Source organism: Mycobacterium sp. IDUB_39 (genome assembly GCF_055419205.1).
In genome coordinates this window covers 675,512-692,542 of the sequence record NZ_JBVAXF010000002.1, presented here as the reverse complement: position 1 = coordinate 692,542, position 17,031 = coordinate 675,512, and the positions used below count along the sequence as shown (strand labels likewise).

Below are 17,031 nucleotides of genomic sequence, written 5' to 3'. Positions count from 1 at the left end.
CCCTTCTCGATGGTGAGAGGCAGCAAACATGACGACTACCGAACACGCCGAACCACCTGCCGCAGCATCGGACTCGTCCAAACCGCCGCTGGTTTATCCGAAGATGTGGGTCCTATTTGCTGTCCTCATCTGCTGCTTCACGGCATGGGGTGTGGCCGCTGACCTCACCACCCCGATGGTGGCGGGTTTCAAGCGCATCTTCGAGATGAACACCTTCCAGGCCTCGCTCGTCCAGCTGGCGTACTTCGGCGCCTACTTCTTGCTGGCCATACCTGCGGCCCTCATCAACCAGAAATTTGGTTACAAGGCAGGCCTTCTCAGTGGGGTGCTGCTGGCGGCGGCGGGCGCGATGGCCTTCTATCCAGCGAGCAAGATCATGACCTACGAGGCATTCCTGGTCGCCCTCTTCGCCATCGCGGCCGGCTGCTCCATTCTCGAGACATCCGCCAACCCCTACGTGATGTCGCTCGGCCCGGAAGCGACAGCGACACGGCGCTTGAACTTCGCGCAGGCATTCAACCCCGTCGGCACCAACATCGGGGTGTTCCTGGCGGCCACACTGATTCTGCCCAAGCTCGACGAGCCCGTGAACCTCGCCAATGTGGATCCCGCTCAGGAACACGCCATCCGTGCCGGGCAACTAGGTGCCGTGATGGGCCCGTATCTCGGGCTCGGATTCGTCTTGATCGCCATCGGATTGGTGATCGCAATCAAGAGGTCACCACCCATCGTCGAGGAGTTCGAGTCGGGTGATCTCGGCGACCAGAGCCCGATAAGGATTCTGCTGTCCAACAAGCGGTACGTGTTCGGCGTCGTCGCCCAGTTCTTCAACGTGGCCGCGCAGGTCTGCACCTGGACCTATCTGATCCAGTACTCGCAGCAGGCGCTCAACGGGTCACTTCAGTTGGGTGGCTATCTGCTGCAAGTCAGCTTGATCGTGTTCTTGATCTCACGGTTCATCATGACCTGGGTGATCGGGAAGGTCCGCGCGACGAAGGTGCTGATGGTCCTCGGCGCGCTCGCAGTGCTGCTCTGCGTCTTCGCGATGCTCTCACCGAACGTCGCCGGGGTGGCCGCCGTCGTCGCGCTGTCGTTCTGTCTGTCACTGATGTTCCCGACGATCTACGGCGTCGCGCTCACCGGGCTGGGACCGGCCACCAAGTTCGGGGCCGCCGGTCTCGTCATGGCCATCGTCGGCGGGGCGATCATGCCGCTGATTCAGGGCGCCATCCTCGATGCGACGACACCCGCGATCTCCTTCATCGTCCCCGCGGTGTGCTTCGCGGTGGTCACCGCCTTCGCCGTCTTCGATCTGAGAGCCGCACCCAACACGGTGGGAGAACGAGCATGAAGCGCATCTGGATCATCACGCTTGCACTGGTGCTTGCGGCATGCGGCGGCGGCCAGAAGGCCAACTTCTCCGAGCCGACCGACCGGCTGGAGGTCGTGTCGTGGTGGGTGTCGCCCTCGGAACACCCGGCTTTCGAAGTCCTGCTGAACGCATTCAAAGAGCAGAACTCGGATGTCGACGTGATCGACGGAACAATCTCCGGTGGTGGCGGAAGCAATGTCCAAGTGGCACTTGCCGAACGGCTCCGCGCCGGCGATCCGCCCGATGTGTGGCAGACGTTCCTGGGCAGTTCACTTCGGGCGTGGGTGGACGCAGGCAGGATCGCCGACGCCTCCGCGATCTACACGGACGAGCATCTGGGCTCGACATTGCCGCCGACGCTGTTCGATGCCGCGACGTACAAGGGCAAACAATGGGGCGTGCCGACAGGTGCGCACCGCGGAAACGTGCTGTGGTTCAACATGAACGTGCTCCGCGACACGGGCGTCGCTGTTCCCGGGCCCGGCTACACCACGCAGGCGTTCATCGGCGATCTGGCGAAGGTGGCGGCCAGGGGCCAGACGCCGCTATGCCTGGGCGGCAAGGACCGGTTCACCGCCACCGAGTTGTTCGAGAACACTCTGCTCGGGGTGATCGGACCCGACGGATTCGGCAATGTGGCCGACGACAAGTTCGACTGGCGGGGAGCACAACTCAAAGACGCCCTCACCCGGTACGGACAGATCGTCTCGCAGGCTGATCCCAGTGCTGGTGGGCTGACGTGGGATGCAGCGGCGAAGAAGTTGGCCACCGGCGGCTGCGCGTTTCTGTCAATGAACGATTCGGTTTACGGCGAACTCGAGGCGAACAAGGCCGTCGAGGGCAAGGACTTCGGGTATGTGCCGTACCCCGGCACCTCGGGTGCGTACCTCGCGATCGTCGACACATTCGTGGTCTCCTCCGACGCTCCGGACGGGGTGAACGCGATGAAGTTCCTCGGGACCATCGCCAATCCCGAGACGTCGCTGGCGTTCAACAAGGTGAAGGGCTCAGTGCCGGTACGCAACGACGTCGACGTCGCATCGCTACCCGCCTACCAGCAGCAAGCATCAAAGTCGTTGCGGAACGACAAGATCCTGCTATCGATCACCCACGGCGAGTTACTGCCCACTGGCTTCCAGCAGGGGTTGTACGACGCGGTCGCGACATTCGTTCAGAGCAGGGATCAGAACGCGTTCATCGACACCCTGCAGAACTCGGTGATCGTGCCCATCTCCGGGCGGTGACGCGGCGTCTGCGCATGAAGGGAGCGACCGTGAACGGCGGACCGTTGTTCTTGGTTGTCACGATCAAGCCGCGACTCGACCGGATGGCCGAGGCGCAGGCGCAGCTGCAGTCGATGCGGCGTAACACGCTTGAGGAGCCGGGCTGCGTCTTCATGCATCTCGTTCAACCGCAGGATGACCCGGACTCCTGGGTGATGTTGGAGATGTTCCGGTCGCGAGCGGCCTGGGACGATCACATGCGCCAGCCGTACAACACCGAGGGCAACAGAATCTTGGAAGACCTCTTGCGCGAGCCATCTGAACTGCGGCTCTTCGATGAAAAGTAGTCGACGGAGCAAGCCCCCTGCACTACGCGTTGGCGCGACCGCTGGATGTCTGACGCCCGCCTAGCCTCCGGCCTCGGCATCCCGATTCACTGGGCCAGTACCCGCGGCATCATCGGGTGTGCTGGCAACCAGCAACCAAACCAGGGTCGCCAACCCGGTGAAAACGGCCTGGACCGCAAGGAGAAACGCGAAGTACTCGTGCCAGCGTGACAGCACGTCACCGCATCCCTGACCGTCCCACGGAAGAGTCGACAGCGCCCCGACCAGACCGGCCGCCAAAACCGTCACGGTGGCTGCGGTCGCCGCGCGCTGGGCAGCGTCGGTCAACGTCCGGCGAAAGTAGTTGAACTCCACACCAAGAGCCAGCAGCAGCACCGGGATCACCCCGACCACCTGCTGAAAGAACACCGGGCTGATCGCACCCTGGCACAGCTGTGACAGCACCGACATCTGTTCTGACACCGGAAGTTCCGAAACCTGCGCCTCGATCGACGGATCGAGCGCCCGTGCGGTGTCGACATCGAAGAAGTCGACGTATGCGCTCGCTGCGAGGTAACAGAGCCAAGCCCCCACCACCAGTGGGACGATCGCGCGGACCCGCGCCCAGTCGACCGGCAATGCCACCCGCCGGGCGCTGCTGAACAGGGTGAGCGGATCGGCGTTCAGCGACACCGCCATCGTGGCGCCCATCGCCGCGGCGTAGACGGTGGCGGTCAGCACGTCGACGCGAATCGATTCGAAGTGGATGAGCCGTAGTGCGTCGACGCCGATGAGGATGACGACGCCAGCCCACCACCAACCCCATAGCCGCGGCACATCACCGTCCGCCCGGGCGACTGCGCGCTTCATCAGGCCGACCACTCCCAACACCACGGCGTCGACGACGATCACCGTGATCCGCCAGGCCATGTGTTCGCCGTCGCCGCTGGACGGGAACAGCTCCGAGACAAGCTGCTCGCTGTAGGCGAACGCGAACAGCATGAGGAAGACCACGCCGAACACCGCGCGGTCAGCGCGTGGGGGTGCTGCGGATTCAGGCATCGTTGGCCCCCTCGGTGTCGCGTTGATCAGGGCTGCTCATCACGAGAAGCCACACGAGTGTGGCCAGCCCCGTGGCAACACCCTGTACCGAGATCACAAATGTCAGGAACTCGTGCCAATAGCCGAGCACCCCACCACAACCCGTGCCTGCCCACGGCAGCGTGGACAGGGCCAGAACCAGGCCAACCGACATGACCGTCACAGTCGCCGCAGCGGCGGCCCGCTGAGCGGGCTCGACGAGTGCCCGTCGGAAGAAGTTGAACTCCACGCCCAGAGTGAGCAGCAGCAGCGGGATGACCGCGACAACCTGTTGGAAGAAGGCCGGGCTGACCGCACCCTCACAGAGGGTCGCCATTGCACCGAGTTGCTGCGGCAGTGGCATCGCGGCCACCTCTGCCGACATCTCCGGATCGAGAGTGCGGACAGTGTCGAGATCGAAGAAGTCGTCGAAGGCCGTGGCGGCGAGGTAGCAGACGAAGGTACCGATGACGAGTGGCACCACAGCCCGGACGCGTGCCCAGTCGGTCGGCTCAGCAGTCCGTCGCACCCTGCTGAACAACGTCAGAGGGTCGGCGTTGAGCGAAAGGGCCATCAGGATCCCCATGAGGGTGGCCAGCGCGACCGAGAACATGAGGTCGATCCACAGCGAATGATCCTCCGGCAGAAGACATAACGCCACGTCGAGGAAGACGACGGTGGAGAATGAGATCCACCACGGCCGCCACAGTCGCTGGTCGCCGTCGTCGGCTCCGCTGATGTGACGCTTGAGCAGACCCACCACTGCGAGCACAGCCACATCGAGCCCCACCAGGCCGGTGAGCCATCCCAGGAGATGGTTCTGGCCAGTCGCCTCGAGCGCGGCGAACACGATTTCCTCGCTGTAGGAGAAGACGAACAGCAGGAGGAAAACCACTGTCAGCACGGCACGGTCGCGCCGATGGCGTATCAGGACCGCACGGTGACCGGCGTCCGCTTCGGCTCGCACCGCACCCCCTAAGCCACTGCGCCCATCACTTCGTTGACTCCCCGTGCACTCACGTTAAACCTCGTGGCCAGATAGCACCGGCGTATGACCGGCGCGATCGCGGGGCTCGTTTGGCTGGAAACCAACACCCACACCGGTTTATTGCCAACCCGCCACCACCGACGGCGGCCGCGCGCACAATCGAGGTGAGAGCCAGTTGCGGCCGAAGGAGTGGGACCAATGGTCAGAACACATGTGGTTGTCTCGGGGGAAACGCTGTCGGCGTTGGCGTTGCGCTTCTACGGCGACGCGAGACTCTATCCGCTGATCGCCACCGCCAGCGGTATCGCCAACCCCGACGTCCTCGCCGTTGGGCAACGGCTGGTCTTCCCCGACTTCACGAGATACACGGCAGTCGCAGGGGACACGCTGTCGGCGTTGGCCGTGCGGTTCTATGGTGACGCGGAACTCGATCGGCTGATCGCTTCCGCGAGCGGGATCGCCGCCTCCGCCGTCATCAATGTCGGTCAGCCGCTGATCATTCCGGACATCACGAGATACCGGGTTGCCGCAGGGGACACACTCTCGGCATTGGCGTCGCGGTTCTACGGCAACGCCTCGTTCTATCCGCTGATCGCCGCTGTCAACGGCATCGCGGATCCCGCCGTACTCGAAGTCGGGCAGGTACTGGTCATCTTCGTCGGGCGCAGCGATGGATTCGGGCTGAGGATCGTGGACCGCAACGAGAACGATGCCCGCCTGTGGTACTACCGGTTCCAGACCGGCGCGATCGGCTGGAACCCCGGTATCAACGTCCTGCTTCCGGACGACTACCGCACCAGCGGGCGCACCTATCCCGTCCTCTACCTGTTCCACGGGGGCGACCAAGACTTCCGCTTCTTCGACTTTGCAGGCATCCGCGACCTGACCGCCGGCAAGCCGATCATCGTCGTGATGCCCGACGGCGGCCACGCGGGCTGGTACTCCAACCCGGTCAGCTCGTTCACCGGCCCGCGGAACTGGGAGACGTTCCACATCGCCCAACTGCTCCCCTGGATCGAGGCGAACTTCCGAACATTCGCCGAGTACGACGGCCGTGCGGTGTCCGGGTTTTCGATGGGCGGGTTCGGCGCGCTGAAGTACGCAGCCAAGTACTACGGTCACTTCGCCTCGGTGAGCGCACATTCCGGTCCGGCGAGTCTGCGCCGCGACTTCGGTCTGGTCGTGCATTGGGCAAACATCACCTCGGCGGTCCTGGACCTGGCCGGCGGCACGGTCTACGGCGCGCCGCTGTGGGACCAGGCCCGGGTCAGCGCCGACAACCCGGTCGAGCGCATCGACAGCTACCGCAACAAGCGCGTCTTCCTGGTCGCCGGGACCAGTCCGGACCCGCTCAACTGGTTCGACAGCGTCAATGAGACCCAGGTGCTCGCCGGCCAACGGGAGTTCCGCGACCGCCTCAATGCAGCGGGCATCCCGCATGAATCGCACGAGGTGCCCGGCGGTCACGTCTTCCGGCCCGACATGTTCGTCCTCGACCTCGACGGCATCATCGCCCGCCTACGCCCAGCGTCACCCCTGTCGCAGATGTGACAGGAGCATTCGCCGTCAGCCTCCCAGTTGTGGCACCACCCTCAGATTCAAGGCGGCAGCGGTGGCAGGGCCGACGATGCCGTCGACCTTCAAGCCCCGGGTGCGTCGCTGGAACTCCCTCACCGCGGTCTCGGTTTGGCTGCCGTAGACGCCGTCGACCACGAGATCTCCGGCATAGGTTTCGTAGCCATACTTGAGCTGACGCTGCAGTTGCGCGACCTGTGGCCCCTCGGAACCACGGAACAGCAGGATGTCCGCGAACTGACCGACCGGCACCGGCGGTCTCGGTGTCGGCGCCGGGTTGGGAATGGTGCCGATGACGGCTTGAATGTCGCTGCGCAGAATCTCCATGTCGATGGCGCCCGGATCCCATTTGCCCTGGGAGCGGCCCGCGTACTCCTTGTGCCCGATGGTGCGGCTGGCGTTCTGCGCGAGGCGACGGTTGATGGCGGCGCAGCTATGGACGAGCGCGTCATACTGCGCGGCCGGCCAGTTCGTGCGGTGTGGCGCCGTCGGGCTGGTTCCGCTGTTGGCGCACTCGATACCGATTATGTGCCAGTTGCCCATGTTGGTCGGCAGCCACGGATACATGCCGATGCCGCCGTGCCAGGCGACCCCGGCCGCGACGACGGTCACCGTGCCGTCTCGCGCGATGTGCAGCTGCGACAGCGGGCCAGCCAGATCAGGCCTGCCGTACGCGATGGAGGCGGCGCTCGCGTTGTCCGATCCGGTGTGATGCACCATTACCCCGCGGATGTCCTTGAAGTCCCCGTGGCCGCGATCGCGCCAGCCGGGGTACTCGACGAGCTGGACACCCTCGCGCCGTAGTACGTCGGCGAGCCAGACCGGGTCGCCGGTCCACGATCCTGTCAGGGCCACGGGTTTCCTTCCAGCACAGGCCGAACGGAATCGCGCGTGCCACCTACCAGTCTGCGCCGACCCGGCGACACGACAAGGGTTCCGCTGTCAGAAATGCCAGCGGGTCGTCGCGACACGCTCCTGGAACGCGCTGAGTGCTGCCAGGTCCTTCTTCATCAGGGGCTTGTTTACCTTCTCGGTGAAGAAGTCGATCAACGGACCGGCGAAGAATGCCGTCATCACCGTCCCGATGCCGACCTGTCCATGGAACGCCAGGGCCAGCGCCACGAAGACGAGGTCCTGCGCCACGCGCACCACTCGGTAGGGCAAACGCGTGTGGTCGACGATGATCGGCGCGATCGCATCGTAGGGCGAATTGCCGAGCGCGGCTGTCATGTACATCGACGCGCCGGCGGCGAACAGGGTTATCCCGACCAGGAACATGACGGCCTGCACCAACCGGGTGGGGTCGCTGGGAACCAACGGACTCAACAGGGCCGAGAACCACTGGATGAAGTAGCCGGTCATGACCATGTTGATGACCGAGCCGACGCCGATGTACATGCGGCCGAACAGGACGATCGGGATCAGCAGCACCGCGTTGCTTATGAGCTGGTACGTGCCGAGATCGAGTCCGATCGTGTTGCTGATGCCGATGTTGGCGGCGGTGTAGGGGTCGACGCCGACTTGCGCGACGCGCAACACCGCCGCACCCAGACCCAGGACCGCCACCCCGACCAGAGCCCAGAACGCGCGCCGCCAATAGTGCGAGTCCCGACCAGCCACGTTCGGACCCTACTCATTCACGCACGACACGGAGCAGAATGGCGAAAGTACGTACCCTGCAAACCATCTCATGGGATCCCAGGGTGTCCGAGAGACCGTGGAATCGGCCTCAGCCTGATCGGGGCGGCGGCTTAGCGGGATTGCTCCACGAGGCCCGCCGACGCTGCGGTCACGACGACGCGCTCCCAGCTGATCACGACGGCGGCGATCAAGGTGATGGCGGTGGCGAAGCCGGCGAGTGAGGCCACCACGGACGCCCACTCCCCCGTCGCGTAGATGATGCCGATCAGGATGGCCGCGAATGCGCCGCCGAGAGCCGGCCTGGGCACACGCCGCCACCACCCGCGACGAGGCGTGCCGGATGCCACACCCGTCCGGCCATTCCTAGCGGTCATGTAGACCACTGTCCGGCCGCGACCTGAGAAATGACGAAGGGTTGCGTGTGGAAACACCCAGATTTGCCGTGGCGACTCAGGCGCACAGCGCGGATCAAGCCTGTCACTTCGGTGCCTGACCCGATAGGCCCCAACCACGAACTTGTTGCAGTCGGCAGTGGAGCCGGTGCGCTAACTCTCCCACCAGGTGGAAAGTGCTAGAATCCTGGCATTTACCAGCGCCTTTCGGCGCGATCCGGAGCAGACGACTATGGCCGATATCGTTCTGATCAATCCTCGGTTCGAGGTGTCTTACTGGGGCCTCGAGCACGCCCTGCCCCTGCTCGGTAAGAAGTGCAATCTGCCGACCGCCTGCCTACCGCTGATCGCCGCGTTGACGCCTGCCGCGCATCGCGTGACGATCGTCGACGAGAACGTCGAGCCGATCGACTACGACCGGCTGGCGCAGGCCGACATCGTGGGACTCACCGGCATGGTCGTCCAGCGCCGTCGGATGCGCGAGATTCTCCGCGAGCTGAAGACCCGCGGGGTCTTCACAATCGTCGGCGGACCGTGGGTCAGTGTGCAGGAGGACTACTTCGACGGCCTCGCCGATGCGATCTTCATAGGCGAAGCGGAAACGACGTGGCCGCAGTTTCTGGACGAGTGGACCCACGGGCGCCATCAGCACCGATACGAACAACTCGAGCGGACTGATATGACTCGCGTGCCGGTGCCGCGGTATGACCTGCTGAAAGCCAGGAACTACGTGTTCGGCAGTATTCAGTTCAGCCGCGGCTGCCCGTTCCAGTGCGAGTTCTGCGACATCATCGTCACGTTCGGACGAAAGCCGAGACTGAAGACGAGTGCGCAGGTGATCGCCGAGTTGGACGCCATGCGCAGGCAGAAACTGCTCATCGCGTTCATCGTCGATGACAATCTGATCGGCAACAAGGTCGCGGTGAAGGCGTTGCTTCGTGACGTTGCCGCGTGGCAGGTCGCCGAGGGATATCCCTTCCAGTTCTTCACCGAGGCATCGCTCAACCTTGCCGAAGACGACGAGCTGATGGAGTTGATGGTCGCCGCCAACATCACAGCCGTCTTCATCGGCATCGAGAGCCCCAATGAGGAATCGCTGCGCGAGACGAAGAAGTACCAGAACGTGCGCAAGGCTGGGACGATCGTCGACCGGGTCCGCAAAGTGCAAGACTCCGGGCTCGAAGTCTGGTGCGGCATGATCGTCGGTTTCGACCACGACGATGCCCGAATCTTCAAGGCACAAAGTGATTTCATGCGGCAGACCGACATCATGCACGCGATGGTCGGCATGCTCTCCGCCATTCCCAAGACTCCGCTGCACGCGCGTCTGAAGAACGAGGGCCGCCTTGATCTCGACGAGGAGCAGGCGTTCGGCACCAACGTGATTCCACTGGGCATGTCGCGCGAAGCATTGCGCGACGGATACATCGGTCTGATGCAGGACTTGTACGACACTGACTCCTACTTCAATCGCCTCGAGAATCTCTATCTCGCACGCGGATTCGATTTCGCCCGGGCGCGCAATGCGTACTTGAATCGACATCCGTGGCAGAGATGGCGAGCGCGATCGTTCGATGCGGTTCGAGCAGCTGGCCTGTTCCTGCTGTTGATGAAGAACGTCCCCGACCCGGAGTTGCGGCGAATCTATCGCCACAGGATGTCGACGATGCTCCGCCACCGGCCGGATCCGAGCGTGCTGTTCATCTGCGTGGTCAAGTGCGCCATGCATTACCACCACTACACAATGTCGCGCCAGATGGCCGAATCGCGGACCCTGGTCAACACGTTCTAACGCCACCACGCCCAGCCTGGTGGCGGTCGGGCCGTGACCAGCACCTGCCTTCTACGGGCCTAGTCCCCAGCAGCGACTTGCCCCATGGGGGCAGCTACCACCCGGATCCGATACCGAACTTCAGACTTCAACCAGCATGTCCCGGCGCGCCAGGATCGTGATTCGACCGAAATCGGGAGAAGATACGAATGTGACTGATGAGGCAAATGTGACCAACGTTGGCCCGGCACCCGAGGCACCCGAGGCGCCGGTCGAGCCGGCCGCTGAGACCAAGAGCGATGAACCGCAGCCTGCCGCGTCGCCGATCGAGCCCGAGGTGGCGCCCACCCCGCCGCCGGCCGCCAAGCGCACGTGGTCGCCTCCCAAGGCGCCGCTCACCCGTAAGCAGGCCGACGAGATGGGCCGTGTCGCCCTCAAGGCCGCGACGGGTATCGCCCATTTCATCGCCGGCGTCGCTCGATACGGCGCACGCGTCGTCACGCGACTGTGGCGGGCGATCGAGGCAGTGCCACCAGCGCTGCAACTGTTCTTCGTCGCGGGCGTGGCGATACTCCTCGGCATTGTCGGCTCGATCACGCTGGACAACTCCCTCGGGTTGATCTGCACCGTCGTGGTGGTCCCGGTGTGCTCGATCGCCCTGGGTGCGCTCGGGCATCGCTGGTACAGCGGGCTCGGTGACCAGCGGACGCAGCAGACAGACAGTGGCGCCGTGGAACCGACGACGTCGGACCTGCAGCGTTCGGTCGAGTACGTCGACAAGAAACTTGCAGTCGCACTCACCTCATTCGGCACCGAACGCCACCAGCAGGCCGTCATCGCCCTCTTCCAGGCCAAGACCGCCATCGAACTCACGCTCGGAACAGAGCAGGACTCCGCGAACTACGTCGACGTGCCGCTGCCCGCCGACGAGCACACCCTCCGACCGCGGATCCGAGTCGGATCGACATCGCAGTTGCGAGAAAGCACCTCCCTGGCGGCCTCGTGAGCGGGCAGAACATCACAGGGCAGGTCGCGCTCGTCGAGGACGACTACACCCTCGTCCTCAACCGGGGAGCCGAAGCCGGTGTGACACCGGGCATGGTCTTCGCGGTGCATTCCAACACCGGTCAGGTGATCACCGATCCGGAGTCCGGCAGAGAACTGGGCCGACTCAGCCGCGAGGCACTGCGAGTGCGGGTCTTCGATGTGCAACCGTTGTTCGCCCGGGCGCACACCTTCGTCAGGACGGACGACTTCCACGGCCTGCTCCAACTCCCGTTTGTGGAGTCTGCGGACGACAACGTTGTCACCGTCAACGTCGGCGATAACGTCGCACTGGTACACAGCGAACCCGCGTCAGGTCAGGTCCAGCGCGACGGGACGTATCGATAGGGTTTCTGAGCCGTTAAGACGATCCGGGTCGGCGCCACCCACGGTGCGGGCCAACGATTCTGGTTGCGGAAAATAGTTCTGGCATCGGCTCGTTTCACGGCGTAAAATCGATCGCACGACGGGTTCGGGAGTGACTGATCCAAAGAGTCGGCGTAGAGATGAAAGCCGACCGCGTGGAGATAATGAGACGCGCTCATGTCCTCCCGAACCCGCCCCTATTTTCACGGCGAATCTCACGGCGATGGGCACTCAGCCCGACCGCTCAGGTCGCTGCGTGCGATGGCAGAGAAATTGCGATCTCGGTACCGGGTGGACTGTGGATATCGAGCACACCGCCGACAGCCAGCACCTTGGCGCGGATCGAGGCGAAGCCGATGTGCCCCTTCTCCACACTCAGTGCGAGGCGCTCCCGTGGAATGCCCACCCCGTCGTCGGCGATGCGCAGCATGGCTCGACCGTCGGCGTGCTGAAGCGCGAATCGTAGGTTCTCGGCCTGGGCGTGCTTGATCGCGTTGGTCGAGAACTCCCGCGCCGCGCTGTAGAGCAGGTGATCGGCGTCGGTGCGCAAGTCGTCGGGCCAGTCGTCGGATTCGAAGTGGACGGTGAGATTGGTGCGCGACGCGATACCGTCAGCCAGCGAGGCAATGGCAGCCTTGAGACCGGCGCGTGCCAGCACCTCGGGATGCAATTCCCGGACCACATCGCGAAGCAGTCGGGAACTCTCGGCGAGCGCGGAATCAACCCGGTCCATCGCTTCGCCGGACCCTTCTCTGACCTCCTCCATCTCCCGACGGGATGCCAGGATGTACTGCAGTGCGCCATCGTGCAGGCGTTCCGACAGGGTCTGCCGTTCACGCTTCTCGAGGCTGATTACCTCCTCGAGCAGGTGGGTTCGTTCCTGAGCCAGGTTGGCGATGGTTCGCGAATTGGTCTGCTGAATCCAGGACAGCGCCACCGAGCCCGCCGCCAGCCCGAACAACACTGCCGTGGTCGAAAGAATTGAGCCCCATGGTTCGTCGCCGTTCGCTTCCTTGTCCACCCAGTTCACGACGAAGAAGGCACCAACGGTGGGAATGGCAATCACCGCGCTCACGAACGGATCAAGCTGGGCCGCTGCGATCAACGGGATCAGGAACAGCCCGTGCTGCAGCACATCGGAGGTCCAGGTGTTGGGCGAACTCAAGCCCGTTTCCACCGAAAGTATCGACACCACAGCGACATCCGCGCACAGCATGAGCAGCGCCACCGAACGCATGGTCTCGATACCGGCGGGATTGGCGGGCCGCAGCGCCCAGAAACTCCAACCGATGACCACCACGACGTAGCCGACCCACAACAGCCCATAGGGCCAGCGGTAGGTGTCGGGCGGCTGCAACAACAGCGCGAAGAAGACGAACGCCGCGAGTAGAACCCGTAGCGCGCATTGCAGCAGCAGCCCACGGAAGATCGCGCGCTCAGATCGCTGCACGACCCCGGTCACTCCCACCTACGACCACGTCCGATTCCTGCCCCGCAAAGTTGGCAGGAGCATAGGACGAATCACTCCAGTGCTGAGGGTGATTGCCGAAATGGCGCCACCCGCTCAAGCGGTGAGGAGGGCGTCCAGAACATAGACATCCTCCATCGTCATGACGCCGCAAAACGGGCAGCGGGACGTTCGCTCGGCAGGCTGGCGGCTGGGGTGCATTTCAGCCACATCCCTCGGCGTCTACGACTTCGGCGTCCACATGCGCTCGGGGGGCAGGACCGGTCAGGCAGGCGTGGGCTGCCCACCGCCGATGCGCCCTTGCTGGACCCCCCAACAGCTGGCTTGTCCTCGCTCGCGCCGACTATTTGTGGATAACTCCGGCAGGGCCCTCACGGACATTTCAGCCGATTGTTTATTCTAGGAGTCGTGAGCGCAACGCGAAGGCAAATACGCCGATCCGAGCCCGGGATGCAGCGCGAGGTGTCCGATTCCGTGGATACCGTAAATTTCGATGAGACGGATAAGCAGATTGTTCGACTTCTGTGCGCCAACGGACGCGCGAGCAACGTTGAAATCGCTAAAGCAATCGGCGTCACCGAGACCACGGTCCGAAAGCGCGTAGCACGGCTCCTTTCCACCGGCGCCATGGAGATCGTCGCCATTCCGAGCCCCGCGCTGGCGGGCCTGAATCTATCGGCCATTATCGGGATAACAGCCGATATTACGGCCGTGAAATCGATCTGCAAGAAGCTGGCCGCAATTCCCGAGGTGCGGTACTGCGGCTATTCCACCGGCCGTCACGACCTGATAATCGAGGCCTTCTTCTCAGACCACTCTCACGTACTGAGTTTCACCACCGATGTACTCGGTGCAATGGAGGGGATTACACATGTTGAGACTTCGGTGATCCTCAAGATCGAGAAGTTCTCTTTCGACTCGGACGCAATTCCTTAAGCGGAGGAGCTTTCCGGTGAATCTTCCCGTTCAGCCCGGTACACATTTGTCCGTGTCAACTGCTGATACCGCTCGGGATTCTTCGATCGCAACACATAGGTGCGCACCACTCCGATGATGACCAGCAACGGCAGGCTGGTCAGCAGTGCTGCGTTGACGTATCCGGTCTGACCGGAGAGGAGGCTGAAGTTCTCGGCCACCAGGTAGGACGCGACGGCCAGGCCAACAAGACTGATGGATGGCGCTACCAACGTGCTCCAAATCGACAGTCCATGACCACGGTTGCGAATATTGAAGTACACAACGATGGCCGCTGAACACGCTGTCTGCAGCAATATCACCGCCAACACACCCGCCGAAACCAGGGGAAGGAAGAATCCGAGATACGCATCCCTGGTCCCCGCGGCTACAAATGCCAGTATCACTGCGGCCGTGATGGCCACCTGAATCTGGTTCGCCCGGTAGGGCGACCCGTGTTTCGGGTGGAGCCTGGCAGAAGCAGTAGGCAGAATTCCCTCGCGCCCCAGCGTGTGTAGGTAGCGAATCGCGGTGTTGTGAAACGCCAGAGCTGAAGCGAATGCGCTAGTGACAAGCAACACCTCCGTGACGACCACCGCCGGATGCCCGACGTAGGTGGCCAGCGCTGTGAAGACCAGACCGACCGGGTCCTCGGTTGCAGCCGCCGATATCTCGGATTTCCCAAATGCGGTGAATACGATCCAGGCCATGAAGGTGTAGAAGATCCCCAGGAACCCGACTGCGAGATAGATTGCGCGCGGGACCGTCTTGGACGGCTCCCGGGCTTCCTCGGCATATATCGCCGTCGATTCGAACCCGAGGAAGGCGCCGAAGACGATGGCGAACATGGCGCCCGTACCACCTCCGGCGAACACCGCCGCGGGCGTGAACGAGCTGAAGTCAAAACCCTCGGGCCCTCCGTTGATCAAGACCGGAACGGCGAGCACCATGAGTATCGCGGCTTCAGCGATCAGCGCCACTCCCAGGACGCGCGCACTCAACGAGATTTGGCGATGCCCTAGCAGTCCGACCACGGCAAGGGCCACGAATGCCCATACCCACCAGGCGATTTCGACACCCGTGATGTTCTTGACGGCAGAAGAGGCGAAAACGCCGACCACAGCCATCTCGGCGATCGCAATCGTCGAGTAGGCCACGAGCGCCAGCAGCGCTGCACCACCTCCCGCCGGGCGGCCGAAAGCCTGACCGATGTAGGCGTAGAAGGCCCCGGCGTTGGGGATTCGCAGTGCCATCCGGGTCAACCCGACTGCGAAGAACAACAGGATCAGGCTGGCGATGAGTTGGGCACCAGGTGCTCCGATACCGCCGACGCTGAAGGCGACCGGTGTGTATCCCGCCACCACCAGTAGCGGTCCTGCCGCGGCAACCACGAAGAAGGCCAACTCCAGGGGGCCCATGCCCTTTCGCCCCGGTTGGCCGGCCCGCCCGGGGTCCATCGGCGCGGTGGCGGAATCTGCTCTGGTCATCGCAGAACCTCCTGGTCACCCGTGGAGTCCGAGGACGCCACCGAGTCGGATGCGCCGTCATAACGTGCGCGATAGGAGTCGAAGGCGCTCTGAAAGGCTTCCAGGTCCGGAATCAGCAGTCCAGCGCCGATCTGTCCACCGCCACGTCCGGCAAGCCCGCCGTCGATCATGGGCGTGCGGCCGCGCTTCAGGACTTCGACGACATCGATACCGACTGGGCTACCGCGGAAGTCGAGCGCCGGGATCAGGAAATCGGGGTGTTCGGCCACCGCGATCTCATACATCGCGCAGTTGTTGTCACGCATTCGCTCGTATGAACCTCCCTGGTATGCCTGCAGGGCTGGTGCGGCGGCCTGCGCGAAACCCCCGAGGCCGACGACTTCGGTGAAGCAACTCTCGCCGCCGATCCATTCAGCGTCGCCGGGACCGAAATCATCGAAGAAACGGCCGTCGAGCTGAGGATGAGCACCGGTGAACCACTGATCGCCCATTCCGCTGAGCCTGATCGCAAACGACTGGCAATTGATCACCATCCCGGTGACCAAGCTACTGGCGGCCACTCCGTGTGCGGCGTCGGCCATTGCCTTGGCGGCGGCCATACTCATCCGGAGGAACGTGTAGTCGTTCTCGCGGAAGAACTGCACGACCTGCGCCACCGCGTCGGCGTTCGACGTTCCTCGCAGCTCCGCGAAGGCTGACGTCAATTCGCGGTCGAAGAGCAACGTGCCGGCCGTGTTTCGGCTGTGCAGTTCATCGCCGAGTCGCAGCGCGCGGGCCATCATGGGTTTGAGCGGGATCGGCCCGGTGAGCTTTAGTGCATCGGAGAGCACCGGGCCCATCGTGTCTTCCAGCCACCGCAGACCAGCCCGCACCTCGTCGTCGTAGGCACCGTAGTTCAGCTTGTACCGGCTCTGCCCTTCGTACAGATTGCAGAACGACGTGCCGCCGAAGGTTCGCTCTTCGACAACGAGGACCGGCATGGACGCCGTGTAGATTCCGGCGACCGATCCGATACACCGATGTTGTTGGGTGCTGCGAACCGTGATCTGTCCGTCGACGATTGCCGTTTCCGCGTCCTGCACCGAATCTGCGAGGCCCTCGTAGACCGCCGCGTTCAGGATGGATCTGCGTTGCCCACCGGTGTACTCCTCCCACCGCAGCGGCGCACCCGACGTCAAGATCGTTGTGTCGGTCATGCCCGGTACGACATCGCGCGCTGGTGCGACGTCGATCAGGTAGGGATCCGCGGTGAGCATCCGCTCGACGGCCAGCGCGTTGGCCGCCCGTCGCCGAGCATCCGATTCCGCTGTGAGCATGGCGATTCGCACGTTGGTGTTGGTCATC

The 17,031-nt window shown here is 63.5% G+C and carries 16 protein-coding genes; 8 read left to right on the top strand and 8 right to left on the bottom strand.

Annotated elements, in window-relative coordinates:
* Positions 1 to 28: 28 nt before the first annotated feature.
* Genes fucP through ACZY0X_RS09605 form a run of 3 tightly spaced genes read left to right on the top strand, consistent with a single transcriptional unit; the run spans position 29 to position 2,942 of the window.
* Entirely contained in the window at positions 29 to 1,351 is a 1,323-nt protein-coding gene (gene fucP, locus ACZY0X_RS09615; protein ID WP_463769754.1) for an L-fucose:H+ symporter permease, read from the top strand.
* Positions 1,348 to 2,616 carry an ABC transporter substrate-binding protein gene (locus tag ACZY0X_RS09610; RefSeq protein ID WP_463769752.1) on the top strand — a complete coding sequence of 423 codons (1,269 nt, stop codon included), beginning with the start codon at positions 1,348 to 1,350 and terminating at the stop codon, positions 2,614 to 2,616. The genes fucP and ACZY0X_RS09610 overlap by 4 nt, the downstream gene beginning before the upstream one ends.
* 29 nt (positions 2,617 to 2,645) lie before the next feature.
* Entirely contained in the window at positions 2,646 to 2,942 is a 297-nt protein-coding gene (locus ACZY0X_RS09605) for a putative quinol monooxygenase (RefSeq protein ID WP_463769750.1), read from the top strand.
* Between the two features lie 60 nt (positions 2,943 to 3,002).
* Here ACZY0X_RS09605 and ACZY0X_RS09600 read toward each other — a convergent pair whose 3' ends face one another.
* Positions 3,003 to 3,983, bottom strand: a complete 981-nt coding sequence (locus tag ACZY0X_RS09600) for a hypothetical protein (protein WP_463769748.1) — start codon at positions 3,981 to 3,983, stop codon at positions 3,003 to 3,005.
* Positions 3,976 to 4,968, bottom strand: coding sequence for a hypothetical protein (locus ACZY0X_RS09595; RefSeq protein ID WP_463769746.1), 993 nt, complete (start codon positions 4,966 to 4,968; stop codon positions 3,976 to 3,978). The genes ACZY0X_RS09600 and ACZY0X_RS09595 overlap by 8 nt, the downstream gene beginning before the upstream one ends.
* Positions 4,969 to 5,187: 219 nt before the next feature.
* Between ACZY0X_RS09595 and ACZY0X_RS09590 the strand changes: the two genes are divergently transcribed.
* The gene (locus ACZY0X_RS09590) at positions 5,188 to 6,540 is read left to right on the top strand and encodes an alpha/beta hydrolase-fold protein (protein ID WP_463769744.1); all 1,353 of its coding nucleotides are present in this window, start codon (positions 5,188 to 5,190) and stop codon (positions 6,538 to 6,540) included.
* Between the two features lie 15 nt (positions 6,541 to 6,555).
* On the opposite strand, the gene ACZY0X_RS09585 is transcribed toward ACZY0X_RS09590, so the two are convergent.
* The 3 genes from ACZY0X_RS09585 to ACZY0X_RS09575 all read right to left on the bottom strand — a co-directional run bounded on the left by ACZY0X_RS09585 (position 6,556) and on the right by ACZY0X_RS09575 (position 8,579).
* Positions 6,556 to 7,419, bottom strand: a complete 864-nt coding sequence (locus ACZY0X_RS09585; protein ID WP_463769742.1) for a peptidoglycan recognition protein family protein — start codon at positions 7,417 to 7,419, stop codon at positions 6,556 to 6,558.
* Positions 7,420 to 7,506: 87 nt separating this feature from the next.
* Complete coding sequence (locus ACZY0X_RS09580) at positions 7,507 to 8,184, bottom strand: YczE/YyaS/YitT family protein (protein WP_463769740.1); 678 nt, start codon at positions 8,182 to 8,184, stop codon at positions 7,507 to 7,509.
* A 131-nt stretch (positions 8,185 to 8,315) separates the two neighbouring features.
* Positions 8,316 to 8,579 (bottom strand): hypothetical protein, encoded by a 264-nt coding sequence (locus ACZY0X_RS09575; protein ID WP_463769736.1) that lies wholly within the window; start codon positions 8,577 to 8,579, stop codon positions 8,316 to 8,318.
* A gap of 250 nt (positions 8,580 to 8,829) precedes the next feature.
* Between ACZY0X_RS09575 and ACZY0X_RS09570 the strand changes: the two genes are divergently transcribed.
* The 3 genes from ACZY0X_RS09570 to ACZY0X_RS09560 all read left to right on the top strand — a co-directional run bounded on the left by ACZY0X_RS09570 (position 8,830) and on the right by ACZY0X_RS09560 (position 11,760).
* Positions 8,830 to 10,389: a B12-binding domain-containing radical SAM protein gene (locus ACZY0X_RS09570; protein WP_463769734.1), complete on the top strand. Its 1,560-nt coding sequence runs from the start codon at positions 8,830 to 8,832 to the stop codon at positions 10,387 to 10,389.
* Positions 10,390 to 10,579: 190 nt separating this feature from the next.
* Positions 10,580 to 11,374, top strand: coding sequence for a hypothetical protein (locus tag ACZY0X_RS09565; protein WP_463769732.1), 795 nt, complete (start codon positions 10,580 to 10,582; stop codon positions 11,372 to 11,374).
* Complete coding sequence (locus ACZY0X_RS09560; RefSeq protein ID WP_463769730.1) at positions 11,371 to 11,760, top strand: hypothetical protein; 390 nt, start codon at positions 11,371 to 11,373, stop codon at positions 11,758 to 11,760. Before ACZY0X_RS09565 ends, ACZY0X_RS09560 begins: the two co-directional genes overlap by 4 nt.
* A 262-nt stretch (positions 11,761 to 12,022) precedes the next feature.
* Here ACZY0X_RS09560 and ACZY0X_RS09555 read toward each other — a convergent pair whose 3' ends face one another.
* Positions 12,023 to 13,228 carry a sensor histidine kinase gene (locus tag ACZY0X_RS09555; RefSeq protein ID WP_463769728.1) on the bottom strand — a complete coding sequence of 402 codons (1,206 nt, stop codon included), beginning with the start codon at positions 13,226 to 13,228 and terminating at the stop codon, positions 12,023 to 12,025.
* A 426-nt stretch (positions 13,229 to 13,654) separates the two neighbouring features.
* Here ACZY0X_RS09555 and ACZY0X_RS09550 point away from each other — a divergent pair, with 426 nt between their 5' ends.
* Entirely contained in the window at positions 13,655 to 14,182 is a 528-nt protein-coding gene (locus ACZY0X_RS09550; RefSeq protein WP_463769726.1) for an Lrp/AsnC family transcriptional regulator, read from the top strand.
* On the opposite strand, the gene ACZY0X_RS09545 is transcribed toward ACZY0X_RS09550, so the two are convergent.
* The gene (locus ACZY0X_RS09545) at positions 14,179 to 15,687 is read right to left on the bottom strand and encodes an APC family permease (RefSeq protein WP_463769724.1); all 1,509 of its coding nucleotides are present in this window, start codon (positions 15,685 to 15,687) and stop codon (positions 14,179 to 14,181) included. The two genes, ACZY0X_RS09550 and ACZY0X_RS09545, sit on opposite strands and share 4 nt — an antisense overlap.
* Positions 15,684 to 17,030, bottom strand: a complete 1,347-nt coding sequence (locus ACZY0X_RS09540; RefSeq protein WP_463769722.1) for a YlbE family protein — start codon at positions 17,028 to 17,030, stop codon at positions 15,684 to 15,686. Before ACZY0X_RS09540 ends, ACZY0X_RS09545 begins: the two co-directional genes overlap by 4 nt.
* Position 17,031 lies beyond the last annotated feature (1 nt).